At 71.6% G+C, this 23,668-nt stretch carries 23 protein-coding genes; 16 read left to right on the plus strand and 7 right to left on the minus strand.

Annotated features, from left to right (window positions below; all coding sequences use genetic code 11):
- Positions 1 to 2: 2 nt before the first annotated feature.
- Positions 3 to 1,700 (minus strand): DEAD/DEAH box helicase, encoded by a 1,698-nt coding sequence (locus KALB_RS04925; RefSeq protein WP_081789193.1) that lies wholly within the window; start codon positions 1,698 to 1,700, stop codon positions 3 to 5.
- A gap of 277 nt (positions 1,701 to 1,977) precedes the next feature.
- Here KALB_RS04925 and KALB_RS04930 point away from each other — a divergent pair, with 277 nt between their 5' ends.
- Positions 1,978 to 2,661: a ferritin-like fold-containing protein gene (locus KALB_RS04930; RefSeq protein ID WP_025354616.1), complete on the plus strand. Its 684-nt coding sequence runs from the start codon at positions 1,978 to 1,980 to the stop codon at positions 2,659 to 2,661.
- A 197-nt stretch (positions 2,662 to 2,858) separates the two neighbouring features.
- On the plus strand, positions 2,859 to 3,089 hold the full coding sequence (locus KALB_RS04935; protein WP_025354617.1) for a DUF3107 domain-containing protein: 231 nt from the start codon (positions 2,859 to 2,861) through the stop codon (positions 3,087 to 3,089).
- 58 nt (positions 3,090 to 3,147) lie between these two features.
- On the opposite strand, the gene KALB_RS04940 is transcribed toward KALB_RS04935, so the two are convergent.
- A complete protein-coding gene (locus KALB_RS04940; protein WP_025354618.1) occupies positions 3,148 to 3,471 on the minus strand; it encodes a DUF4873 domain-containing protein in 324 nt (107 codons plus the stop codon).
- Positions 3,472 to 3,490: 19 nt separating this feature from the next.
- Positions 3,491 to 4,222, minus strand: coding sequence for a TetR/AcrR family transcriptional regulator (locus tag KALB_RS04945; protein ID WP_042220251.1), 732 nt, complete (start codon positions 4,220 to 4,222; stop codon positions 3,491 to 3,493).
- A 60-nt stretch (positions 4,223 to 4,282) separates the two neighbouring features.
- On the opposite strand from KALB_RS04945, the gene KALB_RS04950 reads away from it, so the two are divergent.
- The 3 genes from KALB_RS04950 to KALB_RS04960 are packed head-to-tail and all read left to right on the plus strand — an operon-like array spanning position 4,283 to position 6,962.
- Positions 4,283 to 5,182 carry an AurF N-oxygenase family protein gene (locus tag KALB_RS04950; RefSeq protein WP_025354620.1) on the plus strand — a complete coding sequence of 300 codons (900 nt, stop codon included), beginning with the start codon at positions 4,283 to 4,285 and terminating at the stop codon, positions 5,180 to 5,182.
- Entirely contained in the window at positions 5,179 to 6,078 is a 900-nt protein-coding gene (locus tag KALB_RS04955; RefSeq protein ID WP_042220253.1) for an alpha/beta fold hydrolase, read from the plus strand. The genes KALB_RS04950 and KALB_RS04955 overlap by 4 nt, the downstream gene beginning before the upstream one ends.
- Positions 6,075 to 6,962, plus strand: coding sequence for an AurF N-oxygenase family protein (locus KALB_RS04960; protein WP_025354622.1), 888 nt, complete (start codon positions 6,075 to 6,077; stop codon positions 6,960 to 6,962). The genes KALB_RS04955 and KALB_RS04960 overlap by 4 nt, the downstream gene beginning before the upstream one ends.
- A gap of 242 nt (positions 6,963 to 7,204) precedes the next feature.
- Here KALB_RS04960 and KALB_RS04965 read toward each other — a convergent pair whose 3' ends face one another.
- Positions 7,205 to 7,837: a TetR/AcrR family transcriptional regulator gene (locus KALB_RS04965; RefSeq protein WP_025354623.1), complete on the minus strand. Its 633-nt coding sequence runs from the start codon at positions 7,835 to 7,837 to the stop codon at positions 7,205 to 7,207.
- Positions 7,838 to 8,017: 180 nt separating this feature from the next.
- On the opposite strand from KALB_RS04965, the gene KALB_RS04970 reads away from it, so the two are divergent.
- From KALB_RS04970 to KALB_RS05015, 10 genes are all read left to right on the plus strand, one after another.
- The gene (locus tag KALB_RS04970) at positions 8,018 to 9,040 is read left to right on the plus strand and encodes an alpha/beta fold hydrolase (protein WP_025354624.1); all 1,023 of its coding nucleotides are present in this window, start codon (positions 8,018 to 8,020) and stop codon (positions 9,038 to 9,040) included.
- 58 nt (positions 9,041 to 9,098) lie between these two features.
- Positions 9,099 to 10,208 carry a DUF3152 domain-containing protein gene (locus KALB_RS04975; protein ID WP_025354625.1) on the plus strand — a complete coding sequence of 370 codons (1,110 nt, stop codon included), beginning with the start codon at positions 9,099 to 9,101 and terminating at the stop codon, positions 10,206 to 10,208.
- A gap of 82 nt (positions 10,209 to 10,290) precedes the next feature.
- Entirely contained in the window at positions 10,291 to 11,451 is a 1,161-nt protein-coding gene (gene moeZ, locus KALB_RS04980; protein WP_025354626.1) for an adenylyltransferase/sulfurtransferase MoeZ, read from the plus strand.
- A gap of 122 nt (positions 11,452 to 11,573) precedes the next feature.
- Positions 11,574 to 12,371 carry a TIGR02569 family protein gene (locus tag KALB_RS04985; RefSeq protein WP_236650174.1) on the plus strand — a complete coding sequence of 266 codons (798 nt, stop codon included), beginning with the start codon at positions 11,574 to 11,576 and terminating at the stop codon, positions 12,369 to 12,371.
- A 118-nt stretch (positions 12,372 to 12,489) separates the two neighbouring features.
- Complete coding sequence (locus tag KALB_RS04990) at positions 12,490 to 13,944, plus strand: FAD-dependent oxidoreductase (RefSeq protein WP_025354628.1); 1,455 nt, start codon at positions 12,490 to 12,492, stop codon at positions 13,942 to 13,944.
- A gap of 15 nt (positions 13,945 to 13,959) precedes the next feature.
- The gene (locus tag KALB_RS04995) at positions 13,960 to 15,279 is read left to right on the plus strand and encodes a nitrate/nitrite transporter (protein ID WP_025354629.1); all 1,320 of its coding nucleotides are present in this window, start codon (positions 13,960 to 13,962) and stop codon (positions 15,277 to 15,279) included.
- A 95-nt stretch (positions 15,280 to 15,374) separates the two neighbouring features.
- Positions 15,375 to 17,852 (plus strand): nitrite reductase large subunit NirB, encoded by a 2,478-nt coding sequence (gene nirB / locus KALB_RS05000; protein ID WP_025354630.1) that lies wholly within the window; start codon positions 15,375 to 15,377, stop codon positions 17,850 to 17,852.
- Positions 17,849 to 18,193, plus strand: a complete 345-nt coding sequence (gene nirD, locus KALB_RS05005) for a nitrite reductase small subunit NirD (protein WP_025354631.1) — start codon at positions 17,849 to 17,851, stop codon at positions 18,191 to 18,193. The genes nirB and nirD overlap by 4 nt, the downstream gene beginning before the upstream one ends.
- Positions 18,190 to 19,314 (plus strand): uroporphyrinogen-III synthase, encoded by a 1,125-nt coding sequence (locus tag KALB_RS05010; protein ID WP_025354632.1) that lies wholly within the window; start codon positions 18,190 to 18,192, stop codon positions 19,312 to 19,314. The genes nirD and KALB_RS05010 overlap by 4 nt, the downstream gene beginning before the upstream one ends.
- Entirely contained in the window at positions 19,311 to 19,991 is a 681-nt protein-coding gene (locus tag KALB_RS05015; protein WP_025354633.1) for a sirohydrochlorin chelatase, read from the plus strand. The genes KALB_RS05010 and KALB_RS05015 overlap by 4 nt, the downstream gene beginning before the upstream one ends.
- A 213-nt stretch (positions 19,992 to 20,204) precedes the next feature.
- Here the strand turns inward: KALB_RS05015 and KALB_RS05020 are convergent, their stop codons facing one another.
- From KALB_RS05020 to KALB_RS05030, 3 genes are all read right to left on the minus strand, one after another.
- Positions 20,205 to 20,537 carry an MGMT family protein gene (locus KALB_RS05020; protein ID WP_025354634.1) on the minus strand — a complete coding sequence of 111 codons (333 nt, stop codon included), beginning with the start codon at positions 20,535 to 20,537 and terminating at the stop codon, positions 20,205 to 20,207.
- A 12-nt stretch (positions 20,538 to 20,549) separates the two neighbouring features.
- Positions 20,550 to 21,317, minus strand: coding sequence for an alpha/beta fold hydrolase (locus KALB_RS05025; RefSeq protein WP_025354635.1), 768 nt, complete (start codon positions 21,315 to 21,317; stop codon positions 20,550 to 20,552).
- A 70-nt stretch (positions 21,318 to 21,387) separates the two neighbouring features.
- Complete coding sequence (locus KALB_RS05030; protein ID WP_025354636.1) at positions 21,388 to 22,365, minus strand: chitinase; 978 nt, start codon at positions 22,363 to 22,365, stop codon at positions 21,388 to 21,390.
- 228 nt (positions 22,366 to 22,593) lie between these two features.
- Between KALB_RS05030 and KALB_RS05035 the strand changes: the two genes are divergently transcribed.
- Complete coding sequence (locus tag KALB_RS05035; protein ID WP_025354637.1) at positions 22,594 to 23,556, plus strand: chitinase; 963 nt, start codon at positions 22,594 to 22,596, stop codon at positions 23,554 to 23,556.
- The last annotated feature ends 112 nt before the right edge of the window (positions 23,557 to 23,668 follow it).

Here is a 23,668-nt window from a genome sequence, read left to right on the forward strand (position 1 = left end):
GACTAGTCTGCCGAAGAGTTCTGCTCGGCGGCACCCGCCTCGCCGCCCGCGACCTCGACACCGCTGCGGCGGCGGCGCCTGCGCCGGGCCGGGCGCTCCGCCGAAGCGGCCTCGCCCTCACCCTTGGCCTGCGGCTGCTCGCCGCCACCGGACTGCTCGGTCACCTCGACCCCGGCCCTGCGGCGGCGGCGCTGGCGACGCGGCTTGGCCTCGCCGTCCTCGGTGCTGCTCTCCTGGCTCGCGGGGCGGCTGCCGGTGCTCGCCTTGCCGCTGGACTTGGTGCCGCCCCTGGTGCGGCGGCTGCGCGTCTTCTTGCCGCCCAGGTCCTCCTCGGCCTCGGCGGACAGCCCGGCCCTGGTGCGCTGGCTCAGCGGCAGCCTGCCGGTGGTCTCCTGCGGGATGTCCAGGTCGGTGAACAGGTGCTCGGAGGTCGAGTAGGTCTCCACCGGCTCCGGGATGCCCAGTCCGAGCGTGTCGGAGATGAGCTTCCAGCGCGGCTCCTCGTCCCAGTCGACCAGGGTGATGGCCACGCCCTCGCGCCCGGCCCGGCCGGTGCGGCCGATCCGGTGCACGTAGGTCTTCTCGTCCTCGGGACACTGGTAGTTGATGACGTGCGTCACACCCTCGACGTCGATGCCCCGGGCGGCCACGTCGGTGGCGACCAGCACGTCGACCTTGCCGGAGCGGAACGCGCGCAGTGCCTGCTCGCGGGCGCCCTGGCCCAGGTCACCGTGCACGGCGGCGCTGGCGAAACCGCGCTCGGCCAGCTCGTCGGAGATCTTCTGCGCGGTGCGCTTGGTCTTGGTGAAGATCATCGTGAGACCGCGCTCGCGGGCCTGCAGCGCGCGGGCGATCAGCTCGCTCTTGTCCAGGGCGTGCGCCCGGTAGACGAACTGCCTGGTGCGCTCGTGGATGGCGCCCGCGTCGTTCTCCTCGGCCCGGATGTGCGTTGGCTGGGTGAGGAAGGTCCTGGCCAGCTTGATGATCGGGCCGGGCATGGTCGCGGAGAACAGCATCGTCTGCCGCTTCTCGGGCACCATGCGCAGGATGCGCTCGATGTCGGGCAGGAAGCCCAGGTCGAGCATCTCGTCGGCCTCGTCGAGCACCAGGCCCTTGATCTTGCCGAGCACCAGGTGGCGCTGCTCGGCCAGGTCGAGCAGCCGACCGGGCGTGCCGATGACCACGTCGACGCCCTTGCGTAGCGCCTCGATCTGCGGCTCGTAGGGGCGCCCACCGTAGATGGCCAGCACCCGGATGCCCAGGTGCTTGCCCGCGTCGGTCAGGTCGTGCGTGACCTGAAGGCACAGCTCGCGGGTCGGCACGACCACCAGGGCCTGCGGCACGCCGTCACCGGGGGTGGTGATGCGGTGCAGCAGCGGCACGCCGAAGCCCAGGGTCTTGCCGGTGCCGGTGCGCGCCTGGCCGATGACGTCGTCACCGGCGAGCGCGATCGGCAGGGTCAGCTCCTGGATGGCGAACGTGCGTTCGATCCCGGCGGAAGCAAGGGCGCGCACGATTTCCTCGCGCACACCCAATTCGCCGAACGTGGGCGAGTTGCCCCGCACCGGAGCGCCCGCCTGCAGCGGGTGGGAGGTGTCGACCTCCGGCAGCCCGGAGTCGCTGTGGTCCAGCGTGACCGGGTCCAGATGTGTGTTGTTGCTGACGGTCAGAGTGATCGCCTCTCTCAATCCAGCACGCACGGGCCCTGGATGGGCCTCTCGACCACGACCTCGGGACCGTCGGGTCCGGCGAGGTGCGGGAGGGCCAGCGAGGAGTTGTGCGCGCACCCTTTCCACATGGCGGCCGCGCCGCCGTGCTGTCGCGCCTGGTCGTGCGGTGGGACACAGGGAGGACCGCCACGTCGCTCCCGGTCGCGTCGCCGCTCACTACCAGGCTTCGGGAGGGGAGTCTACCTGGCCCTACGCCGTACCGCTGGCGCTGTTTCGGCGCGGACCGCGGCGGCTACGCTCTGCCGACATGAGCGCGAGCGAGGCTGACCAGCGGCCCGGAGCCGCCACCAGCACAGTGGCCGAGGGAGTCGCCGACCTGTTGGGGGTGCTGGCCTACGGCGAGCTCTCCGCCTTCGACCGGCTCGCGGAGGACGCCCGCAGCGCGCCCACGCTGACCGGGCGGGCCGCGCTGGCCTGCATGGCGGCCGCCGAGATGGGCCACTACCAGTTGCTGGAGCGCTACCTCGCCGACCACGGCGTGGCCGTGGAGAATGCGATGAGCCCCTTCGTGGCGGCCTTCGACGCGTTCAACGCCTCCACCGCCCCGCGGTCCTGGCACGAATCGCTGGTCAAGGCGTACGTGGGCGACGGGCTGGCCGCCGACTTCTACCGCGAGGTCGCGGGCTGGCTGGACGAGCCCACCCGCTCGCTGGTGCTCGACGTGCTCGCCGACACCGGCCACTCCGCCTTCGCCGAGCGCGAGGTCAAGGCGGCGTGTGAGGGGGATCGCACCCTGCGCGACCGGCTCACCCTGTGGGGCAGGCGGCTGCTGGGTGAGGCGCTGACCCAGGCCCAGTACGTGGTTGCCGAGCGGGACGGGCTGGCCGAGCTGCTGATCCGCGGCTCGGGGGACCTGGCGGGCATCGGTGCCCTGTTCAAGCGGTTGCAGCAGAGTCACACCAAGCGCATGGCGGCACTCGGCCTGGGCTGAGCGGGACTCGCGCGCCGGAGAGCGGGACTCGCCGGTGTGTGGACGGGACTCGTCGGCGGCTGAGCGGGACTCGCGTGCGGGAGGGCGGGACTCGCGGGGGTGGTGTTCGCGGTCGGCGTACGCGGGTGGTGCGTGCCGCGGCTGTGGCCTGCACTAGCCTGACGATCAGCAAGCAAGTCGTGATCCGGAGGTCAGCGGTGGAGATCAAGATCGGCGTCGTGGAGAGCCCGCGCGAGCTCGTGGTGGCCAGCGACCTGTCGCCGGACGAGGTCGAGGCGCTCGTCTCCGACTCCCTGACCGGCAAGACCGGCCTGCTGACCCTGGTCGACGAGAAGGGGCGCCGCTTCGTCATCCCCTCCTCGCGGGTGGCCTACGTGGAGATCGGCGCCCCGGACGCGCGCCGCGTCGGCTTCGCGGTCGGCAAGTAGCTCGCAACACGACTGTGGCCCGGCAGCACACCGCTGCCGGGCCACAGTCGTACCCGGCTCAGTCGGCGGCGGGCACCGCGTCCACCTCGAACGGCGGGCGGCTGGTGCCGGTCACCCGGTAGCGCTGCCACGGGTCCGGGTCGGACAGGGTGGCCGTGGCCTCCCCGCCGGGGGTGCGCAGCACCAGCTCACGCCGCCCGCCCTCGACCAGCTTGGTGACCGCCTCGTCGGCGTCCAGGCGGCCGTACCAGTGGTAGCGGCCGTCGATGGGCTGGAAGTAGCCGCGCAGCACCGCGCGCACCGGCACCTCCGCCTCGTCGACGACGAGCGCGGCGGGCCCGGTGTAGCCCTCCTCCTCGTGCTCGTGGTCCTGTTCAGTCATCGCCGGTTCCTCCTCGTGCTCAGCCGGCGCTGGCCGGACTCTCGGGGTCGGGGACCAGGCGCAGCGCCGGTCCGAGGGACAGCGGCAGGTCCGGGTCGATGGCGATGCCGCCGGAGCGCAGCAGGCCCTCGATCGCGAACCAGATGATCTTCGTGAGGTACTCGGTCAGGCTCTGCCTGGTCATCGACTGGCGCTCCAGCCACCAGTCGCCCGCGCTCTGCACCATGCCGACCACGGCGTAGGCCCAGGGCTCGGCGCCACCGGAGTCCAGCTCGAACGCGCGCAGGTAGTCGCCGAGCAGCCTCGCCAGCGTGTTGGCGATCAGCTGCTTGTCCTGGCTGACCACGTCCTGCTCGACCGGCTTGTCGGCGAAGGACCGGCGCACCACGAAGTGGTAGAGGGCCGGGTGTTCCTCGATCGTGGACAGGTAGGCGTCCACGGCGCGGTGGATGCGCTCGTAGGGGGTGCCGTCGTCGACCAGCGCGGGCCGCATCCGTTCCAGCAGCATCTCGGTGCCGCGGTGGCCCACCGCGAGGTACAGGTCGGACTTGTCGGCGAAGTGCCGGTAGAGCACCGGCTTGGTGACCCCCGCCTCCGCCGCGATCTCGTCCATGCCCACTTCGGGACCGTGCTTGGTCAGCGCCCTGATGGTGGCGTCGACGAACTCCTCCCTGCGCGCTTCCCGGTGTGCCCGCCAGCGCTCCCGGCGTGCGTCACCGCCTTCTCTCGACCCCTTGACAGCTCGGCCCATGTGACGCACGCTACCAGAAGTTACCGTTACTTCCGGTAACAGTAATCCGACGGAGGAGCGATGACTCGATCGTTGAAGGTCGCCGACCGGGAGAAGACCGCGGAGCGGTTGCTGAACTCCTCGGCCGACAAGTTCTACGACCCCGAGGTGGACATCGACTGGGCGGCCCCGCTGGCGGAGGGCAAGTACTACATCCCGGAGCACCGGTCCTCGCTGTACGGCACCGAGGTGTGGCAGCGGCTCAGCGAGGAGCAGCGCATCGAGCTCACCAAGCACGAGGTGGCCAGCGTGGCCAGCGTCGGGCTGTGGTTCGAGGTGCTGCTGATGCAGATGCTGATCAAGACCGTGTACCGCACCGACCCGACCACCCGGCACGCCCAGTACGCGCTGACCGAGGTGGCCGACGAGTGCCGCCACTCCACGATGTTCGCGCGCATGGTCGAGCGCATCGGCTGCCCCGCGTACGGGCCGCCGCGCGGGGTCTACCACCTGGCCAAGCTGCTGCCGACGATCGGCTACGGGCCCGCCATGTACGGCTCGATCCTGGTCGCCGAGGAGATCCTCGACCGGATGCAGCGCGAGGCCATGGCCGACGACACCGTGCAGCCGCTGGTGCGCATGGTCAACCGGATCCACGTGCTGGAGGAGGCCCGCCACGTGCGCTTCGCGCGTGAGGAGGTCGTGCGCGGCATGGAGAACATGGGCAAGGCAGAGCTGGCCTACCAGCACTGGCTGATCGCCACCGTATCGATGTTCGTGGTGCGCAGCATCATCAACCCGAGGGTCTACGCGGCGGTCGGGCTGGACCCGAAGAGCACCCGTCAGGTCGCGCTGAACAACCCGCACTTCCAGGACACCCTGCACTGGTCCGGCGAGCGGATCATGGGCTTCCTGAACGAGGTCGGACTGGTCGGCAAGCCCTGGATGTCGCTGTGGCGCAAGTCGTTCCTCGTCAGGTGAGTCCCTGGGACCAGGCTGCCCGCAGCCGGTTCACCACCGAGGACGGCACCGTTCTGCACGTGGTCGACGAGGGGCCGGCCGACGCGCCGGTCACCCTCGTCCTGGTGCACGCCTGGACCCTGGACCACACCACCTGGGACCGGGTCGCCGACGGGCTCGGCGGCAGCGTGCGCGTGCTGCGCTACGACCACCGAGGGCACGGCGGCTCGGCCCCGTCCCCGGAGGGCACCGCCAGGATCGAGCAGCTCGCCGACGACCTGGCCGAGCTGCTCGCCGACCGCGTGCCCACCGGGCGCGTCGTGCTCGCCGGGCACTCCATCGGCGGCATGACGATCATGGCGCTGGCCGAGCGGCACCCCGAGCTGGTCGCCGACCGGGTCTCCGCCGTGGCCTTCGTGGCCACCTCCTGCGGGGACCTCAGGACCCTCCGGCTGGGGCTGCCCAGGCCGGTCGCCGCGCTGGTGATGCGCGGCGAGCAGGTGGTCAACCGCAAGCTGGCCAAGCTGCCGCACAAGGTGATGCTGCGGCGCACCGCGGGCATCCGGCCGGGCGTGCGCTGGCTGCTGTTCGGCGCCGACCCGGACTGGCGGGACGTGGCCTCGGCCGCCGAGCAGTTCGGCCGCTGCCACCCGCAGACCCTGGTGGGACTGCGCACCTCGCTGGCCGAGCACGAGCGCAGGCAGGCGCTGGCCGCGTACCGGGACGTGCCGGTGCTGGTGCTCGCCGGCGGCGCTGACCGGCTGACGACCGTGCCGCACGCCAAGGTCATCGCCCGCGAACTGCCCGACGCGGAGCTGGTGATCTACCCGGGCGCCGGGCACATGGTGCCGGTGGAGCGCGGCACCGAGGTGACCGCACGACTGGCCGCACTGGTGGAACGGGTGGCGAAGCGATGATCGTCCAGGACCGCGAGCGCACCGCCGAGCGGCTGCTGAACTCCTCGGCGCGCAACTCCTACGACCCCGAGGTCGACATCGACTGGGACGCCCCGTTGGCGCCGGGCAAGTACTACCTGTCCCCGCAGCACTGCTCGCTGTACGGCACCGAACTGTGGCAGCGCATGGACCTGGCGCAGCGCATCGAGCTGTCCAAGCACGAACTGGCCAGCATCGCCAGCGTGGGCATCTGGTTCGAGGTCATCCTGATGGAACTGCTCGTCCGGCAGTCCTACACCGACGACCCGCTGTCCCGGCACGTGCAGTACGCGCTGACCGAGGTCGCCGACGAGTGCCGCCACTCGGTGATGTTCGCCCGGATGATCGAGAAGATCGGCGCCCCCGCCTACGGCCCCGAGCCGACCGCGCGCAGGCTCGGGTCCTTCTTCAAGGCCACCGCGTCCGGCCCGGCCATGTTCGCCGGGATCCTGGTCGGCGAGGAGATCCCCGACGCGTTCCAGCGGGCGTGGATGAACGACGAGTCGGTGCAGCCCCTGGTGCGCATGGTGAACCGGATCCACGTGATCGAGGAGGCCCGGCACGTCCGCTACGCCCGCGAGGAGGTGCGGCGGCGCGTCCCGCGGCTGTCCCGCACCGCGCTGGCCTGGCACCGCGGCATGCTCGCCCGCCTGGCCTACGTGGTGGTCCGCAGCCTGATACACCCGGACGTGTACCGATCCGTCGGGCTCGACCCCGTGCGGGCTCGCGGGATCGCACGGGCCAACCCGCACCACCGCGAGACCCTGCGCTGGGCGGGCACCAAGCTGATCGCCTTCCTGGACGAGCACCGGCTCATCGGCGGCTCGGGCACCCGGCTCTGGCGGGCCACCGGGCTGGTGTCCTAGGCCGTCCACCTGACAACCCGGGTGGATCCGCCCCGATCCACCCGGGTGCTGGCCCGCCCCGCGCGCGATTCCTGCGCGTGTCGGCGCTTCGCGGACGGTGTGTCGGCGCTTGGCGGACGGTGTGTTTCGGCTTACCGAGCAGGCTCCCAGCTCGTGGGATTCCGCGCCGGAAGCGCGAACACGCGGTGCCGGTAGCGCCGACACGCGGTGCCGGTAGCGCCGACACGCGGTGAGCCGGGGGGTCAGTGCTGGAGTGGGAAGCCGCCGCCGATGCCGCGCCAGGCCAGGGTGGAGATCAGGGCGACCGCCTCGTCCTTGGTGATAGCGCCTTCCATTTCCAGCCAGAACCGGGCGGTGACCTGGCTCGCGCCGGTCAGGCCGACCGCGAGCAGGCGCGCCCGGTCGTGGTCCAGGCCCGCGTCGGCGGTGATCGTCTCGGTGATGGCGTCCACGCAGGCCGAGGTGGCCCGCTCGATGGCCTGCCGCACGGCGGGCTCGCCGCGCAGGTCGGACTCGAACACCATCCGGTAGGCCTGACCCTCGTTGGCCACGAAGTCGTAGAAGGCGCCGACGGTGGCGCGCACGCGCTGCTTGTTGTCGGTGGTGGAGCTCATCGCGGTGCGAACGCTGCCCACCAGCTCGTCCACGTGCGTCTCCAGCAGCGCGAGGTAGAGCTCCAGCTTGCCGGGGAAGTGCTGGTAGAGCACGGGCTTGCTGACACCGGCGCGCTCGGCGATCTCGTCCATGGCCGCGGCGTGGTAGCCGTTGGCCACGAACACGTCCTGCGCGGCGGCGAGCAGCTGCGCGCGCCGGGCCGTCCTGGGCAGCCGAACGCCGCGCCCAGCCTGTCCCACGCCCTGCGCGGTCTCAGTCATCTCGCCTCCACCAGCCTCGCAACCGCCCGCGCGCCAGAGGTCTGCCTGGTCGCCGGGTAGCAGAACCTTACTCGCCGGTAGTCCCCTTTCGGGAAGTCCCGTGCGAACTCTCCCCTCCCAGACATGTACACCAGGTGACGGAAGTGGTCACGGAAGTTGAACCTGGGGCATCCTGTCGGTATGACGACCGCGTCCTCGGCCGTGCTCCGAGGAGCCGGTCTGCCACCGACCGCACCCACGCGCCCCTCACTGACCGCGGTGCCGCTGTCCACCGGGCAACTTCCCCCGCTCGACCTGTCCATACCGCCCTGGCCTGGGCAGATGCTCGAATCGGGCGGGGTGCGGCTGCACGTGCGCCAGGCGCCCTGCGTGGACCCGGACGCGCCGCTGGCGGTGTTCGTGCACGGGTTGGGCGGCTCCGCCACCAACTGGACCGATCTGATGGGTCAACTGTCAGCCTCGGTGAACTGCCTCGCGCTGGACCTGCCGGGTTTCGGCCGCACCCCGCCGCCGGAGGGCTACGACTTCAGCCTGGCCCGGCACACCGAGACCGTGGCCGCCTTCCTGGGCGGGCTGGACCGGCCGGTGCACCTGTTCGGCAACTCCATGGGCGGGGCGATCGCCCTGGCACTGGCCGCCGAGCACCCCGAGCTGGTCCGCTCGGTGACGCTGATCTCGCCCGCCATGCCCGACCTGCGCCTGGACCCCCGGCGGGTCGCCGACCCGAGGCTGCCGCTGGCCTTCCTGCCGGTGGTCGGTGAGAAGGTGCGGGCCAGCCTGGCCGCGATGACCCCGCGCGAGCAGTCCGAGCAGGTGCTCAGGCTCTGCTTCGCGCGACCCTGGCTGGTGCCCGAGCACCGGGTGCGCGAGGGGGTGCTGGAGACCATCGAGCGCAACGGCCTGCCGTACTACCGCTCGGCGCTGGCGGGCAGCACGATCGGGTTGATCAAGGCATGGCTGCGGCCGAGGTCCGGGTCCCTGTGGCGGGTGGTGCCGAAGGTGCAGGCGCCGACCCTGGTGGTGTGGGGCGCGCAGGACCGCCTGGTGAGCGTGCGCAAGGCCCCGCGCACCGCTGGCCTGCTGCGACGGGGTCGGCTGCTGGTCCTGCCGTACACCGGGCACTGCGCGCAGATCGAGCGGCCGGTGACCGTGGCCAGGGCCGCGCTGGGCATGTGGGAGGCGGTGGACCGGGGCCAGTGGTGACCGGTTCCGCCACATGGCCTGCACGATGGGTGACCGGGCATGTGGCACCCTGGACACCGTGACCCGGACGACGCAGGAAGGCCGTGATGGTGAGGGCGAGCAGCCCAAGCCCCCGGCCAAGGTGTCGCCGATCCGCCCCGCCGTGACCCGCAGGCCGCCCGAGGACCGCTACCGCTCCGGCAGCAGGCGGACCTCCGCCCAGCCGCTGGCCGCCTCGTGGCGGCCCTCCAGCCAGGGCGAGCGCCCGAGCGCGGGCAAGCCGGCCAGGGCGGGCGGCAAGCGCGGGGTCGCCCGGTTCGCGGCCACCTACGGGTGGCGGGTCTACGCCCTGCCGGTGCTCGTGGTGGTGACGGCGCTGGTGGTGTTCAACGTGGCCCGCGCGCCCTCGGACTCCACGACGGGCACCGAGGCGGCGGGCACGACGACCGCGGGCCCGCCGGTGGCCACCGAGGGCAAGGTGCAGCCGGTGGACCCGAAGACCGGCACGGCCGTGCTGCCCCCCGGCGACGCGTTCCCGCAGGCGGGGACCGGGACCTGGCACGGGGTGGTCGGGGACGGCAAGAAGGTCGGCACCGGGCCGAAGCTCTACCACTACGGCATCGCCGTGGAGGACGGCATCGACCCGGCCGCCTACGGCGGGGACGACGCGTTCGCCAAGACCGTGGAGAGCATCCTGTCCGACTCGCGCAGCTGGGTGGGCCAGGGCACGATCTCGCTGCAGCGGGTGGGGCCGGAGTTCAAGGACCCGGACTTCATCGTCAGCCTGACCACGCCCAACACCGACCACCGGCCGGACATGTGCGGGTTCCAGATCCAGTTCGAGGCCTCCTGCTGGAACCCCAGCCAGGGCCGGGTCGTGATCAACCTGGCCCGCTGGGTGCGCGGTGCGGCGGCGTTCAACGGGGACATGGGGCTGTACCGCCAGTACGCGATCAACCACGAGGTCGGTCACGTGTTCGGCAACAACCACCGGGGCTGCGAGACCCAGGACGGGCTGGCCCCGGTGATGATGCAGCAGACCTTCGGGGTCTCCGACGACTACGTCTGGCAGCTCAACCAGGTGGACCCGTTCAACAAGTCGGCCGTGCCCAAGGACGGCAAGACCTGCAAGCCCAACGCCTGGCCGAACCCGCAGAGCGTGCCCGGCGCGCAGCAGCCCACCCAGTGAGACGACTTTCCCACCGGGAAGACATTCGGGCAGGCTGGCGTTGCTGCCAGGGGAGGGTTACCCCTTGCACCGAGGAGGACAGATGCCGCTTCCGCCGCTCGTCGAGCCAGCCGCGGAGCTGACCAAGGAAGAGGTCGCGCGCTACAGCCGCCACCTGATCATCCCGGACGTCGGGGTGGACGGGCAGAAGCGGCTGAAGAACGCCAAGGTGCTGGTCGTGGGAGCGGGTGGGCTGGGCAGCCCCGCGCTGCTCTACCTGGCCGCGGCCGGTGTCGGCACGCTGGGCATCGTCGAGTTCGACGTGGTCGACGAGTCCAACCTGCAGCGCCAGGTGCTGCACGGCCAGTCCGACGTGGGCCGGCCCAAGGCCGAGTCCGCGCGCGACGCCGTCGCCGAGATCAACCCGTTCGTCAAGGTCAACCTGCACCAGCTGCGCCTGGACTCCTCCAACGCGCTGGACGTGTTCGCCGACTACGACCTGATCCTGGACGGCACCGACAACTTCGCCACCCGCTACCTGGTCAACGACGCCGCCGTGCTGCTCGGCAAGCCGTACGTGTGGGGTTCGATCTTCCGGTTCGAGGGCCAGGCCAGCGTGTTCTGGGCCGAGCACGGGCCGCAGTACCGCGACCTCTACCCCGAGCCGCCGCCGCCGGGCATGGTGCCCTCCTGCGCGGAGGGCGGGGTGCTGGGTGTGCTGTGCGCCTCGATCGGTTCGATCATGGTCACCGAGGCGATCAAGCTCATCACCGGCATCGGCGAGACCCTGCTGGGCAGGCTGATGGTCTACGACGCGCTGGAGATGACCTACCGGACCATCAAGATCCGTAAGGACCCCAACGCCGACAAGATCACCGAGCTGATCGACTACGAGGCGTTCTGCGGGGTGGTCTCCGACGACGCGCGCAGCGCCGCCGCCGGGCACACCATCACCCCGTTGGAGCTCAAGCAGAAGATCGACGCGGGCGAGAACTTCGTGCTGGTGGACGTCAGGGAGCCGCACGAGTACGAGATCGTGAAGATCCCGGGCTCGGTGCTGATCCCCAAGGACAAGATCCTCTCCGGTGAGGCCCTGTCCGAACTGCCGCAGGACAGGCCGGTGGTGCTGCACTGCAAGTCGGGTGCGCGGTCCGCCGAGGCCCTCGCGGCCTTGCACCAGGCCGGATTCCGCGACGCCGTGCACGTGGGCGGCGGGGTGCTCGCCTGGGCCCGCGAGGTGGACCCGAGCCTGCCGACCTACTAGCCCGTGATGTCATGAAAGTGCCGTATGCGACATCAGATGTCGCATACGGCACTTTCATGACACGGCACTGCGGTCGGCGCGGTCCCCCAATTCCGGCGCCGCACCCGGTAGCGTCGCCAGCTGTGACGACTTCCCTCGAGCCGCCCCCGCCACACGTGTGCGCGGCTTTCGGCGCGCGGGGGAGTGAGCCGGAACTGATCGACGGCGGCCCGGTGTGGCGCTGCGCGGAGACCGCGATCCGGCCGGCCCCGAACCCGGCCGAGGCCGCGTGGGTCGCGCAGACCCTGGACGCCCTGCACGTGGAGAACCTGAGGCTGGGCCGCCCGCTGCGGTCCACCGACGGCCGCTGGGTCGTCGGCGGCTGGGCGGCCACCCGCTACCTGTCCGGCCGCGCCGAACCCAGGCACGACGAGGTCGTCGCCGTCTCGATGCGCCTGCACGAGGCGACCAGGCCCCTGCCGCGGCCCCGTTTCCTGGACGCCCGCAGGGACGTGTTCGCCGTCGCCGACCGCTGTGCGTGGGGCGAGGAACTGGTCGAACTGGACCAGGACAAGGGCGGCAGGCTGTTCGAGCTCGTCGCCGCCCTGCGCCGCCCGGTCGGACTGACCCAGCAGGTCGTGCACGGGGACCTGTTCGGCAACGTGCTGTTCGCGGGCAACGCGCCGCCCGCGCTGATCGACTTCGCCCCGTTCTGGCGGCCCGCCGAGTGGGCCGCCGCCGTGGTCGTGGTGGACGCCCTCGCCTGGGGCGGCGCCGATCCGGGCCTGGCCAGGCGCTGGGCGCACCTGCCCGAGTGGCCGCAGGCGCTGGTGCGCGCCCTGTTGTTCCGGCTCGCCGTGCACGCGATGCACCCGCGCTCCACCGCGCAGTCCCTGCGCGGGCTGGAGAAGGCGACCCACCAGATCACCGAGTTGGTCTGACACCTCACAGCCCGCCGTGAGCGGCTGAGCGGGCAAGTTGCCGCCGCCGAAACCTCGCGGCACCGATGGGCAACAAGCGCTGCCTACCGTCGTGCGCAAACAGCGACGGGAGGCCCCAGTGCACGCTCCCCGCAGGGTGGTGGTGATCGGGTACGGCATGGCCGGTGCCCGGCTCGCCGAGGAGATCAGACGACGTGACCCGGCAGGCGACCGGGTCGAGCTGACCGTGCTGGGCGCCGAGCCGATGGCCGCCTACAACAGGGTGCTGCTGTCCAGTGTGGTGGCGGGCACGATGAGCCAGGACGCGGTGCGGCTGCACGAGCACGACTGGGCACAGCACCACCACGTGGACCTGCGGCTGGCGGCGACGGCGGTGCGGATCGACCGGTCCCGGCGGCAGGTCGTGCTGGCCAGCGGCGAGCAGGTCGGCTACGACGCGCTCGTGCTGGCGACGGGCAGCAGCGCGTGGATCCCACCGACACCGGGCCTGGTCGCCGAGGACGGCGAGCTGGCAGAGGGCGTCGTGGCGTTCCGGACGATGGCCGACTGCGAGCGGATCCTGGAGTCGGCGCGGGCCGGGGCGCCGGTGGCCGTGCTCGGCGGGGGACTGCTAGGGCTGGAGGCCGCGCGCGGGCTGGCCGGGCGGGGCAACCTGGTCACCGTCGTGCACCCGGCGGGCCACCTGATGGAGCGCCAGTTGGACGGCGGCGCGGGCCGGGTGCTGGCCCGCACACTCAGTGGCCTGGGCATCGAGTTCCGGATCGGCCAGGCGGCCACCAACTACCTGCCCGGTGACGGGCTCAAGCTCGCCGACGGCAGCCACGTGCCCGCCGACCTGGTCGTGGTGTCGGCGGGGGTGCGCGCGGAGACGATGCTGGCGGCGGACGCCGGGTTGTCGGTGGACCGTGGTGTGCTGGTGGACGACGCGCTGCGGACCAGCGACCCGAGGGTGCACGCGCTGGGCGACTGCGCGCAGCACCCGGGCACGGTCTCCGGGCTGGTGCAGCCCGCCTGGGAGCAGGCCGCCGTGCTGGCCGACCTGCTCACCGGCACCGACCCGGCCGCGCGCTACCGGGGCACACCCGTGGTGACCCGGCTCAAGGCGCGGGACGTGGACCTGGCCGCGCTCGGCGAGGTGCACGTGGACGTGGACTGCGCGGAGGCCGAGGTGCTGTGCGTCGCGGACCCGGCACGCGGTCGCTACGCGAAGTTGGTGCTGCGCGACGAGCGCGTCACCGGCGCGATCCTGCTGGGCGCGCCGGACGCGGCGGCGGCCGTCACCCAGCTGTTCGACCGGGGTGCGCCCGCGCCCTCGGACCGGCTCGCGCTGCTGCTGGGCCGCGCGCTGCCGGTCGCGGCCTCCGGCGCCGGGGACATCCCGGCCGCGGCGGTCATCTGCAAGTGCAACACCGTCAGCAAGGGCCAGTTGGTCAGCGCGTGGCGCGAGGGCGCCCGCAGCATGTCCGCGCTGGCCGAGCGGACCCGCGCCACCACCGGCTGCGGGGGCTGCTCGGACCAGGTCTGCGGGGTCCTCGACTGGCTCAACACCCAGGAACCGGCGCAGCTCACCTAACGGAGGAACCAGCTCATGAGCACCACCCTCGAAGCCGGGCGCACCACCCCGCGGCCGCGCCGGTACTGGATCGACCAGTGGGACCCGGAGGACGAGGGCTTCTGGGCGGCCACCGGGCGGCGCGTGGCCAACCGGAACCTGTGGTTCTCCATCCTGTCCGAGCACGTTGGCTTCTCGATCTGGAGCCTGTGGTCGGTGATGGTGCTGTTCATGGGCCCCGCCTACGGGTTCTCGGCCGCGGACAAGTTCCTGCTGGTGTCCACGCCCACCCTGGTCGGCGCCGTGCTGCGGCTGCCCTACACCTTGGCGGTGGCCCGGTTCGGCGGTCGCAACTGGACGATCTTCAGCGCCGCGCTGCTGCTGGTGCCCACCGTGGCCGCGGGCTTCGTGCTGCACCCGGGAACCCCGCTGGGCACCTTCCTGGTCGTGGCCGCGCTCACCGGGGTGGGCGGCGGCAACTTCGCCAGCTCCATGACGAACATCAACTCGTTCTTCCCGGAACGGCTCAAGGGCTGGGCGCTGGGCCTGAACGCGGGCGGCGGCAACCTCGGCGTGGCCGCCGTGCAACTGGTCGGCCTGCTGGTACTGGGCACGGTCGGCGCCACCCAGCCGCTGCTGGTGCTGTGGATCTACATCCCGCTGATCGTCCTCGCGGCCACCTGCTCGGCGCTGTTCATGGACAACATCTCCAGCGTGCGCGGGGACACCGGGGCGATGCGCGAGGTGGTCCGCGACTTGCACTGCTGGGTGATGTCCCTGCTCTACGTCGGCACCTTCGGCTCGTTCATCGGCTACGGCTTCGCCTTCGGCCTGGTGCTGCAGAACCAGTTCAAGCAGACCCCGTTGCAGGCCGCCGCGCTGACCTTCCTGGGCCCGCTGCTCGGGTCGATCTCCCGGCCGGTGGGTGGCTGGCTGGCCGACCGGTGGGGCGGCGCCAGGATCACGCTGGTCAACTTCGCGCTGATGGCAGCGGGCACGGTGATCACCATCCTGGCCTCACAGGCCGGTTCCCTGCCGATGTTCGTGATCGGGTTCATCGCCCTGTTCGTCTTCTCCGGAGTGGGCAACGGTTCCACGTACAAGATGATCCCGGCGATCTTCCGCGCCAAGTGCGCCGAGCCGGTACAGGCGCGCAGGCTCTCCGGTGCGCTGATCGGCATCGCGGGTGCGATCGGCGCGCTGGGCGGGCTGTTCATCAACCTGGCGTTCCGCGCTTCCTTCGCCGCGGTCAACAACGGGGTGCCCGCCTTCGTGTCCTTCCTGGCCTTCTACGCGGTGTGCTTCGCGGTGACCTGGCTGGTCTACCTGAGGCCCGGTGCCCGCACCGCCCTGTGACCTGCGGCGGGAGTGTTCTGTAACAGCGGCGAAATGACGGCGGCACCGGGGCGACACGGTCCCGGCACAGCATGGACGGACGAGGAGGACGGCTGATGACGCGCACACTGGTCGTGGTCGGCAACGGCATGGTGGGCCACCGCGCGGTGCAGGCACTTCGGGACCGCGACGCGGAGGGCACCTGGCGTGTTGTCGTGCTGGCCGAGGAATCCCGTCCCGCCTACGACCGGGTCGCGCTGTCGTCCTATGTGGACACCTGGGACGCGGGGACGCTGAGCCTGCCCGAGCACGACGAGTCGGTGCAGGTGCGGTTGGGCGATCCGGTGCGGCACATCGACCGTGCGGCCAAGGTCGTGACCACCGCTAGCGGGCACGAGCAGGGCTACGACGCGCTGGTGCTGGCCACCGGATCCCGCCCGTTCGTGCCGCCGGTGCCCGGCCACGACCTGCCGGGCTGCCACGTGTACCGCACGATCGAGGACCTGGACCTGATCCGCGCCAGCGGCGGGCGGTCCGCGGTGGTCATCGGCGGTGGCCTGCTCGGCCTGGAGGCGGCCAACGCCGTGCGGCTGATGGGCATGGCGCCGAAAGTGGTCGAGCTCGCACCGAGGTTGATGCCCCTCCAGGTGGACGAGGGTGGTGGCGCCCTGCTGCGTCGCCAGGTCGAACGCCTCGGTCTGGAGATCCACTGTGGAGTGTCCACTGTGGCCGTGAAAGCCGGCGGGAACGGCGCTGCGGCTGGGGTTTCGCTGGCGGATGGCACGAGGCTGGACGCCGACGTGGTGGTGTTCTCCGCGGGAATCCGGCCCCGCGACGAACTCGCCCGTGAGTCGGGGCTCGCTGTGGGCGAGCGTGGCGGCATCCTCGTCGACGAGAGCTGCCGCACCTCGGACGAGTCGATCTACGCGGTCGGCGAGTGCGCCTGCCTGGAGGGCAGGGTCTACGGCCTGGTCGGCCCCGGCTACGCCATGGCGGAAGTCGTCGCGGACCGGCTGCTCGGTGGAGGTGCCGTCTTCCCCGGGGCGGACACCTCCACCAAGCTCAAACTCCTGGGCGTGGACGTGGCCAGCTTCGGCGACGCGCACGCGGCCTCACCCGGTGCGCTGGAGGTCGTGCACAACGACCCGGTCTCCGGCTCGTACCGCAAGCTCGTGGTCTCCGACGACGCGCACGTCCTGCTCGGCGGTGTGCTGGTCGGGGACGCGAGCCAGTACGCGACCCTGCGCCCGCTCGTCGGCAGGCCGCTGCCCGCCGACCCGGGATCCCTTGTGGCGCCTGCGGGCGGTGTCGACCTGGCGCTGCCCGACGAGGCGCAGGTGTGCTCCTGCCACGCCGTGACCAAGGGACAGATCACCTGTGCCATCAACGAAAGCGGCTGCACCGACGTGGCTTCGGTCAAGTCGTGTACGAAGGCGGGCACCGGCTGCGGTTCGTGCGTGCCCATGCTCAAGCAGCTGCTCGACGAGTGCGGTGTGGTGCAGTCCAAGGCCCTGTGCGAGCACTTCGAGCAGTCGCGCGCCGAACTGTTCGAGGTCGTGCGGGCCACCGGGATCAGGACCTTCTCCCAGCTGATCGCCGGGTACGGCAAGGGCCGCGGCTGCGACATCTGCAAGCCGGTGGTCGCCTCGATCCTGGCCTCGCTGGCCACCGGGCACGTGCTCGACGGGGAGCAGGCGGGCCTACAGGACACCAACGACCGGTTCCTGGCCAACCTCCAGCGCAACGGCACGTACTCGGTGGTGCCGCGCATCCCCGGCGGGGAGATCACCCCGGAGAAGCTGTTGGTCATCGCCGAGGTGGCCAGGGACTTCGGGCTCTACACCAAGATCACCGGCGGGCAGCGCATCGACCTGTTCGGCGCCACCGTGGACCAGTTGCCGCCGATCTGGCGCCGGCTGGTGGACGCCGGATTCGAGTCCGGACACGCCTACGGCAAGGCGCTGCGCACGGTGAAGTCCTGCGTGGGCACCACCTGGTGCCGGTACGGGGTGCAGGACTCGGTGGCGCTGGCCATCGACCTGGAACTGCGCTACCGGGGGCTGCGTGCCCCGCACAAGATCAAGGCCGGGGTCTCGGGCTGTGCCCGCGAGTGCGCGGAGGCTCGCGGCAAGGACTTCGGCGTGATCGCCACCGAGTTGGGCTGGAACCTCTACGTAGGCGGCAACGGGGGTTTCAAGCCCCGGCACGCCGACCTGCTCGTGTCCGATGTGGACACCGAGACCCTGGTGCGGGTCATCGACCGGTTCCTCATGTTCTACGTGCGCACGGCCGACCGGTTGCAGCGCACCGCCGCGTGGATCGAGGCCATGGACGGCGGCCTGGACCACCTGCGCGAGGTGATCGTGGACGACAGCCTGGGCATCTGCGCCGACCTGGAGTCCGCGATGGCCGAGCACATCGACTCGTACCAGGACGAGTGGCGGGGTGTGCTGGAGGACCCGGAGAAGCTGGCCCGGTTCAGTTCCTTCGTCAACGCGCCGGGCGTTCCCGACCCGACGATCTCCTTCCGCGAGGAACGCGGGCAGCGCGTTCCGACCGTCCAACTCGGTATGCCGGAGGTGGCAGCACGATGACAGCTGTTGACGAGCTCACCTGGACCGCCGTGTGCGAGTTCGGTGACCTGGAGCCGGAACGGGGAGTGGCCGCGCTGCTGCCCGGCGGCGAGCAGGTCGCGTTGTTCCTGACCTACGCGGGCACGCTGCACGCACTGTCCAATGTGGATCCTTTCAGTGGTGCCGCGGTGCTCTCGCGGGGCATCGTCGGCGACAGATCGGGTATGCCGGTGGTCAGCTCCCCGGTCTACAAGCAGGCGTTCGACCTGACCACCGGGCAGTGCCTGGACGAGCCGGATGTGCGCGTGCGGACGTATCCTGTCGTCGTGTGGGACGGATTCGTGCGAGTGGGGTCGCCATGACCGAAGTCGGTCCGCTCGCCGGGTTCACGGTCGGTGTCACCGCTGCGCGGCGGGCCGACGAACTCGGCGCGCTGCTGTCCCGGCGGGGCGCCGTGGTGCAGCACGCCCCGGCGATCCAGATCGTGCCGGTGCCCGACGACACCCAGTTGCGGCACGCCACCCAGCGCCTGCTGGACGAGCGGCTGGACCAGGTGGTGGCGACCACGGGCATCGGGTTCCGCGGCTGGGTTGAGGCCGCCGAGGGCTGGGGACTGGGCACGGAGTTGTTGCGCCACCTGGGATCGGCCACGGTGCTCGCGCGCGGACCCAAGGCGCGCGGCGCGGTGCGTGCCGCCGGGCTGGTGGAGGCGTGGGCCCCGGCCTCGGAGAGCAACGCCGAGCTGTTGCAGTACCTGCTCGACAACGGCGTTGCCGGGCAACGGATCGCGGTGCAGTTGCACGGGGAACCGTTGCCCGACTTCGTGAACAGCCTGCGCTCGGCCGGTGCCGAGGTGGTCGAGGTGCCGGTCTACCGCTGGACCGGGCCCGCCGACCCCGCCCCGCTGGACCGGCTGGTGGACGCGGTGGTGGCCCGCCAGGTCGACGCCGTGACCTTCACCAGCGCGCCCGCGGCGGCCAGCACGCTGGCCCGTGCCGAGCGGACCGGGCGCGGGCGGGCTCTGCGCTCCGCGCTGGCTGGGGACGTGCTGGTGGCCTGCGTGGGCCCGATCTGCGCCGGTCCGCTCACCGCGGCGGGAATCCCTTGCGTGCAGCCGGAACGCGCGCGGATCGGCTCACTGGTCCGTGAGCTCTCGGTGGAACTGCCCGCACGCGCGCAACGACTTCGTGTCGCCGCAAGCGATGTGGAACTGCGCGGCCAGGCCGTTGTCGTGGACGGCCAGCTGAGGCCGGTGGCCCCCGCGCCGATGGCCGTGCTGCGCGCCCTGGCCGATCGACCGGGGCACGTCGTGTCCCGTCAGGACCTGATTGCCGTGCTGCGCCGCAACTCCAGCCCGTCACGCGGGGTCGAGGAGCACGCCGTGGAGACCGCGGTCGGCCGCCTGCGCACCGCGCTGGGCGTGCCGCGGCTGGTGCAGACCGTGGTGAAGCGCGGCTACCGGCTTGCCCTGGAGCAGGTATGACACTCGTACTCGTCGCACACGGCACCCGCGAGCCCTCGGGCGCGGTGACCGTCAACGCCATCGCCGACGCCCTGCGCACCAGGCTCGCCCACGTGCGGGTCGAGGTCGCCTACGTCGACGTGCACGGCCCCTCGGTGACCGAGGTGGTCCGCGCGGTCGGCGGTCCTTCCGTTGTCGTGCCAGCGTTCCTGGCCAGCGGCTACCACGTGCGCGTGGACGTGCCGGAGCAGGTGCGCCGCAGCGGCCGCGGGGTCGTGACGATCACCGACCCGCTCGGACCCGCCCAGCCTGTCGTGTCCGCCGTCCAGGACAGGCTGGCGGCTGCGGGGTGGCGGCCCGGTGACGCCGTGGTGCTGGCCGCCGCGGGGTCCACGGACCGCCGGGCCCTGGCCGACGTGCGCCGGGCCGCCGACCTGCTCAGCGCCGGGACCGGGACCGAGGTGCGGGTCGGCTACGTCAGCACCGGCCCGTCGGTGGCCGAGGCGGTGGCCGCCGAGCGGCTGCGCGGTGGGCGGGTGGCCGTCGCCTCGTGGCTGCTGGCCCCGGGCCTGTTCCACCGGCGGCTGGCCGAGTCGGGCGCCGACCTCGTGGCCGAACCGATCGGCGCACACCCCCGGCTGGTCGAGCTGCTGGCCTGGCGCTACCTCACCGCCCGCGGCCTGATGCGCGCCGCCTGACCCACCCTCCGGCGAGTCCCGCTCAGCCGCACGCGAGTCCCGTCCACGGGCGCGCGAGTCCCGCCCATGGGTGCGTGAGTCCCGCTGAGCCGCGAGCCCGGCCTAACCGCCGAGCGGGACTCGCCGTCCGCCGAGCGGGACTCGCGCACCCCAGGACGGGACTCGCGCGCCTCAGGCCGGGACTCGCCGTCACCGGAGCGGGTCGTCACCGGCTCACTCGAACAGGCCGAGCTGGGGCTCGTCGGCGGGTTCGGTGACGGCTTCCTCCCAGCGGTACTTGCGCAGGTCCACCTTGCCGTCCACGGCCAGCACGCCCTCGGCGCGCAGGCGGTCCAGCTGCTCGTGTGCGATGTGTGGCGCGCAGGTGCCGTTGGCGCGCAACACCCGCTGCCACGGCAGGTCGTGCCCGTCCTCCTGGAGGACCTTGCCGACCATCCGCGGCGACGGGGCCCGCGCGATGTCGGCGATGTCCCCGTAGGTCGCGACCCGCCCCTCCGGGATGCGGGTGATCACTGAGCGGATCAGCTCAACGAGTTCCTCGTCCATCGGACAAGCCTGTCAGACGAACTCCGCGACCAGTGCACCGAGTTCGCCCGGGCGGTCGACGTACACCACGTGGCCGCAGTCCAACTCGTGCAGCGCGAGCTTGTCGCCCAGGCGCCGCTGACAGGCCCGGACGAACTCGGGCTGCACGAAGTCCGCCCGCAGGGCGCGGATCAGCAGGGTCGGCAGGTCGGCGGGCGGCAGCACCGCGGGGCGGGCCATCTCGCTCCAGGCCACGACGGCCATGGCCGGGTTGTACCGCAGCCGCCAGCGGCCGTCGGCCTCCTGCACGGCGTTGTCGGCGAGTTCCTCGGCCACGAGGTCCTCGGTGGCGGCGGGCCAGCGCTCGTGCTGGGCGGCGCGCACCTGCTCGAAGGAGTCGAACCGCTCCGGCCACAGCTCGGACTCGGCGATCTCCCGCGTGGCGGCGGGCGGCAGGCCGGTGGACGGGTCGACAAGCACCAGCCTGCTCACCCGCTCCGGGGCGGAATCGGCCAGGTGCAAGGAGATCGTGCCGCCGTAGGAGTGGCCCATGACCGGGATCTGGTCCAGTCCGAGCGAGTCGAGCACGCCGAGCACGTCGGCCACGTGCTGGCCAAGGTGCCACGGGGGCAGTGCCGTGGACCGGCCGTGCCCGCGCAGGTCGGGGGCGATCACCCGGTGGCCGGGCAGCTGCTCGGCGGCGAACCGGCGCCAGCGCGCGCCGTGGCCGGACAAGCCGTGCAGGGCCAGCAGGGGCTTGCCGTCCGCGGGACCGAACTGGTGCAGCTGCAACGGTGTCATGCCAGCAGGATAGGGATGCGGGCCCGAGGTCGGTCCGCCGCCAGCTCGGCCTCGGGCCCGCAAACCTGGTTCAGCCGGTGAACTTGCCGATCACCTTGCTGAAGTCGTTCGCCTTCTGGTTGACCCCGCTGCAGGTGTCCCCGTCACCGCCCGAGCCGCAGGCCCGGTCCCGGTTGGCCGACCAGTAGGTCAGCCGGGCCAGGTGGTTGGTCTGCGCGTAGGACAGGATCGAGTTGAAGTTGGCCAGGGTCACCGTCTCACCGGCGTTGTCGGTCTTGCCGTTCATCGAGGAGATGCCCATGTGGCTGTAGGCCGTTGCGTCCGACCAGCCGAAGCTGCTCTTCAGCAGGTTCTTCAGGCCCTCGGCGGCGGACTTCGTGTGTGCCCACATGTCCCCGCCGTTGCTGAAGTCGAAGGGCATGATCGACCAGACGTCCACGCCCGCGTCCAGCGCCTTGCCCTGCTTGATCAGCCGGGCCCCGTCCCCGTTGGGGCCGGAGGTCTCGGTGCCCATGGTCACCACGACCTTGATGCCAGGGTTCTTCTGCTTCACCAGCTTCAGCGCGCCCAGCACGCGGTCCTGCACGGCGGGCGTGGACATCTCGGTGTTCTCGATGTCGATGTCGATCGCCTTGAGCTTGAACTGGTCGATCACCTTCTGGTACGCCCCGGCCAGCGCGCTGGCACTGGAGCAGTGCTCGCCCAGCTTGTTGCCCGCCCAGCCGCCGAAGGACACGATCACGTCCCCGCCCGCGTTGCGCACGGCGTTGATCGTGTTGGTGGCGGCGCTCGCCCCACCGTCCCAGGTCGGGCTGCACCCGCCGTTGGACAGCACGAAGGCGATCGTGAACGCCTTGAGACCGGTGGCGGACATGGTGGACGCGACGTTGGGCTGGTACCCGGCGCCGAGGTAGATGTAGGGCGAGGCGGTGACCGGGTTGACCGCCTGCGGGGCGGCCTGCGCCGAGGGCACGGCCAGAGCGAGCGCGCCCGCGCCGAGCAGTCCGGCGGTGAGCGCCGTGGCGATGCGGCGCCGCGTCGTCTTCATCGGGTCCTCCTGCAGGGTGGGAGTCGGAACCGACGGCGGTGACTCACAGTGGACTAGACCAGTTGGGGTCGTCAAGAAGGTAGCCGGTCGGAATCGGTCAAGGGTACGAATGGCGGCAGGGGGTGGCCGCCAGGTGGGCGATGGCGCCCCCGCTCGATTTTGGTCTATACCACTTAGGGACGCACCTCTGGCCGCCGCGAGGTCCAGCACGTAACCAGGAGGTTCGCGATGCGCTTGCGCACCCTGATCGTGATCGGGGCCGCCGCCACGGCCACCCTGCTGACCCCCGGTGTCGGCGATGCCGCCGCCGGATCCGCGCTGCCCGTCGCCCCGTACGTGGACATGGGCGCCTGGCCGACCCCGAGCCTGTCCGCGATGGCCAAGGCTGGTGGCCTCAAGGGTTTCACGCTCGGCTTCGTCACCTCGGCGGGCTGCAAGGCGAGCTGGTTCAACGCCTACGACCCGCGTGCCGGGTGGCAGGCCGACGAGATCGCCAAGATCCGCTCGGCCGGTGGGGACGTGAAGGTCGCCTTCGGCGGGGCCAGCGGCATCGAGCTGGCCCAGGCCTGCACTGACGTCAACGCATTGGCCGCCGAGTACAGCGCCGTGGTCAAGGCGTACGGGCTCAAGTACATCGACCTGGACATCGAGGGCGCGGCGGTGGCCGACCCGACCTCCATCCAGCGCCGCTCGCAGGCGCTTTCCCAGGTGCAGAAGGCCCATCCCGGGCTGAAGGTCTCGCTCACCCTGCCGGTGCTGCCCAGCGGGCTGACCACCGACGGGCTGAACGTGGTCAAGGCGGCCAAGTCCGCGGGTGTGGACCTGGACATGGTCAACATCATGGCGATGGACTACTACCAGGGCCCTGGCGACCAGGGCGCCAAGGCGATCTCGGCGGCCAAGGCCACCCAGGCGCAGTTGAAGTCCCTGTACGGCCTGTCCGACGCCGCGGCATGGCGGAAGGTCGGCCTCACCCCGATGATCGGGGTCAACGACTCGGGCAACGAGATCTTCACGCAGGCCAACGCCGGTGCGGTGGTCGCCTTCGCGAAGTCCGTGCACCTGGGCATGCTCTCGTTCTGGGAGCAGGGCCGCGACGCCAACGCCTGCAACGGCCCGCTCTACAAGTGCACCAACATCGCGCAGCAGCCCTACGAGTTCTCCAAGATCTTCGCCGGGTACGCCGGCTGATCCGCGGGCGCGGCGGCCCCTGTCCACCCCCTGCCGGACAGGGGCCGCGGCCCGGATGAACCGAATCGGTGATTGGTTCGTACCAATCCTCATCGGATCACTCGAGGAGGAG

This window comes from Kutzneria viridogrisea DSM 43870, assembly GCF_000525635.1.
Classification (GTDB): Bacteria; Actinomycetota; Actinomycetes; order Mycobacteriales; family Pseudonocardiaceae; genus Kutzneria; species Kutzneria viridogrisea.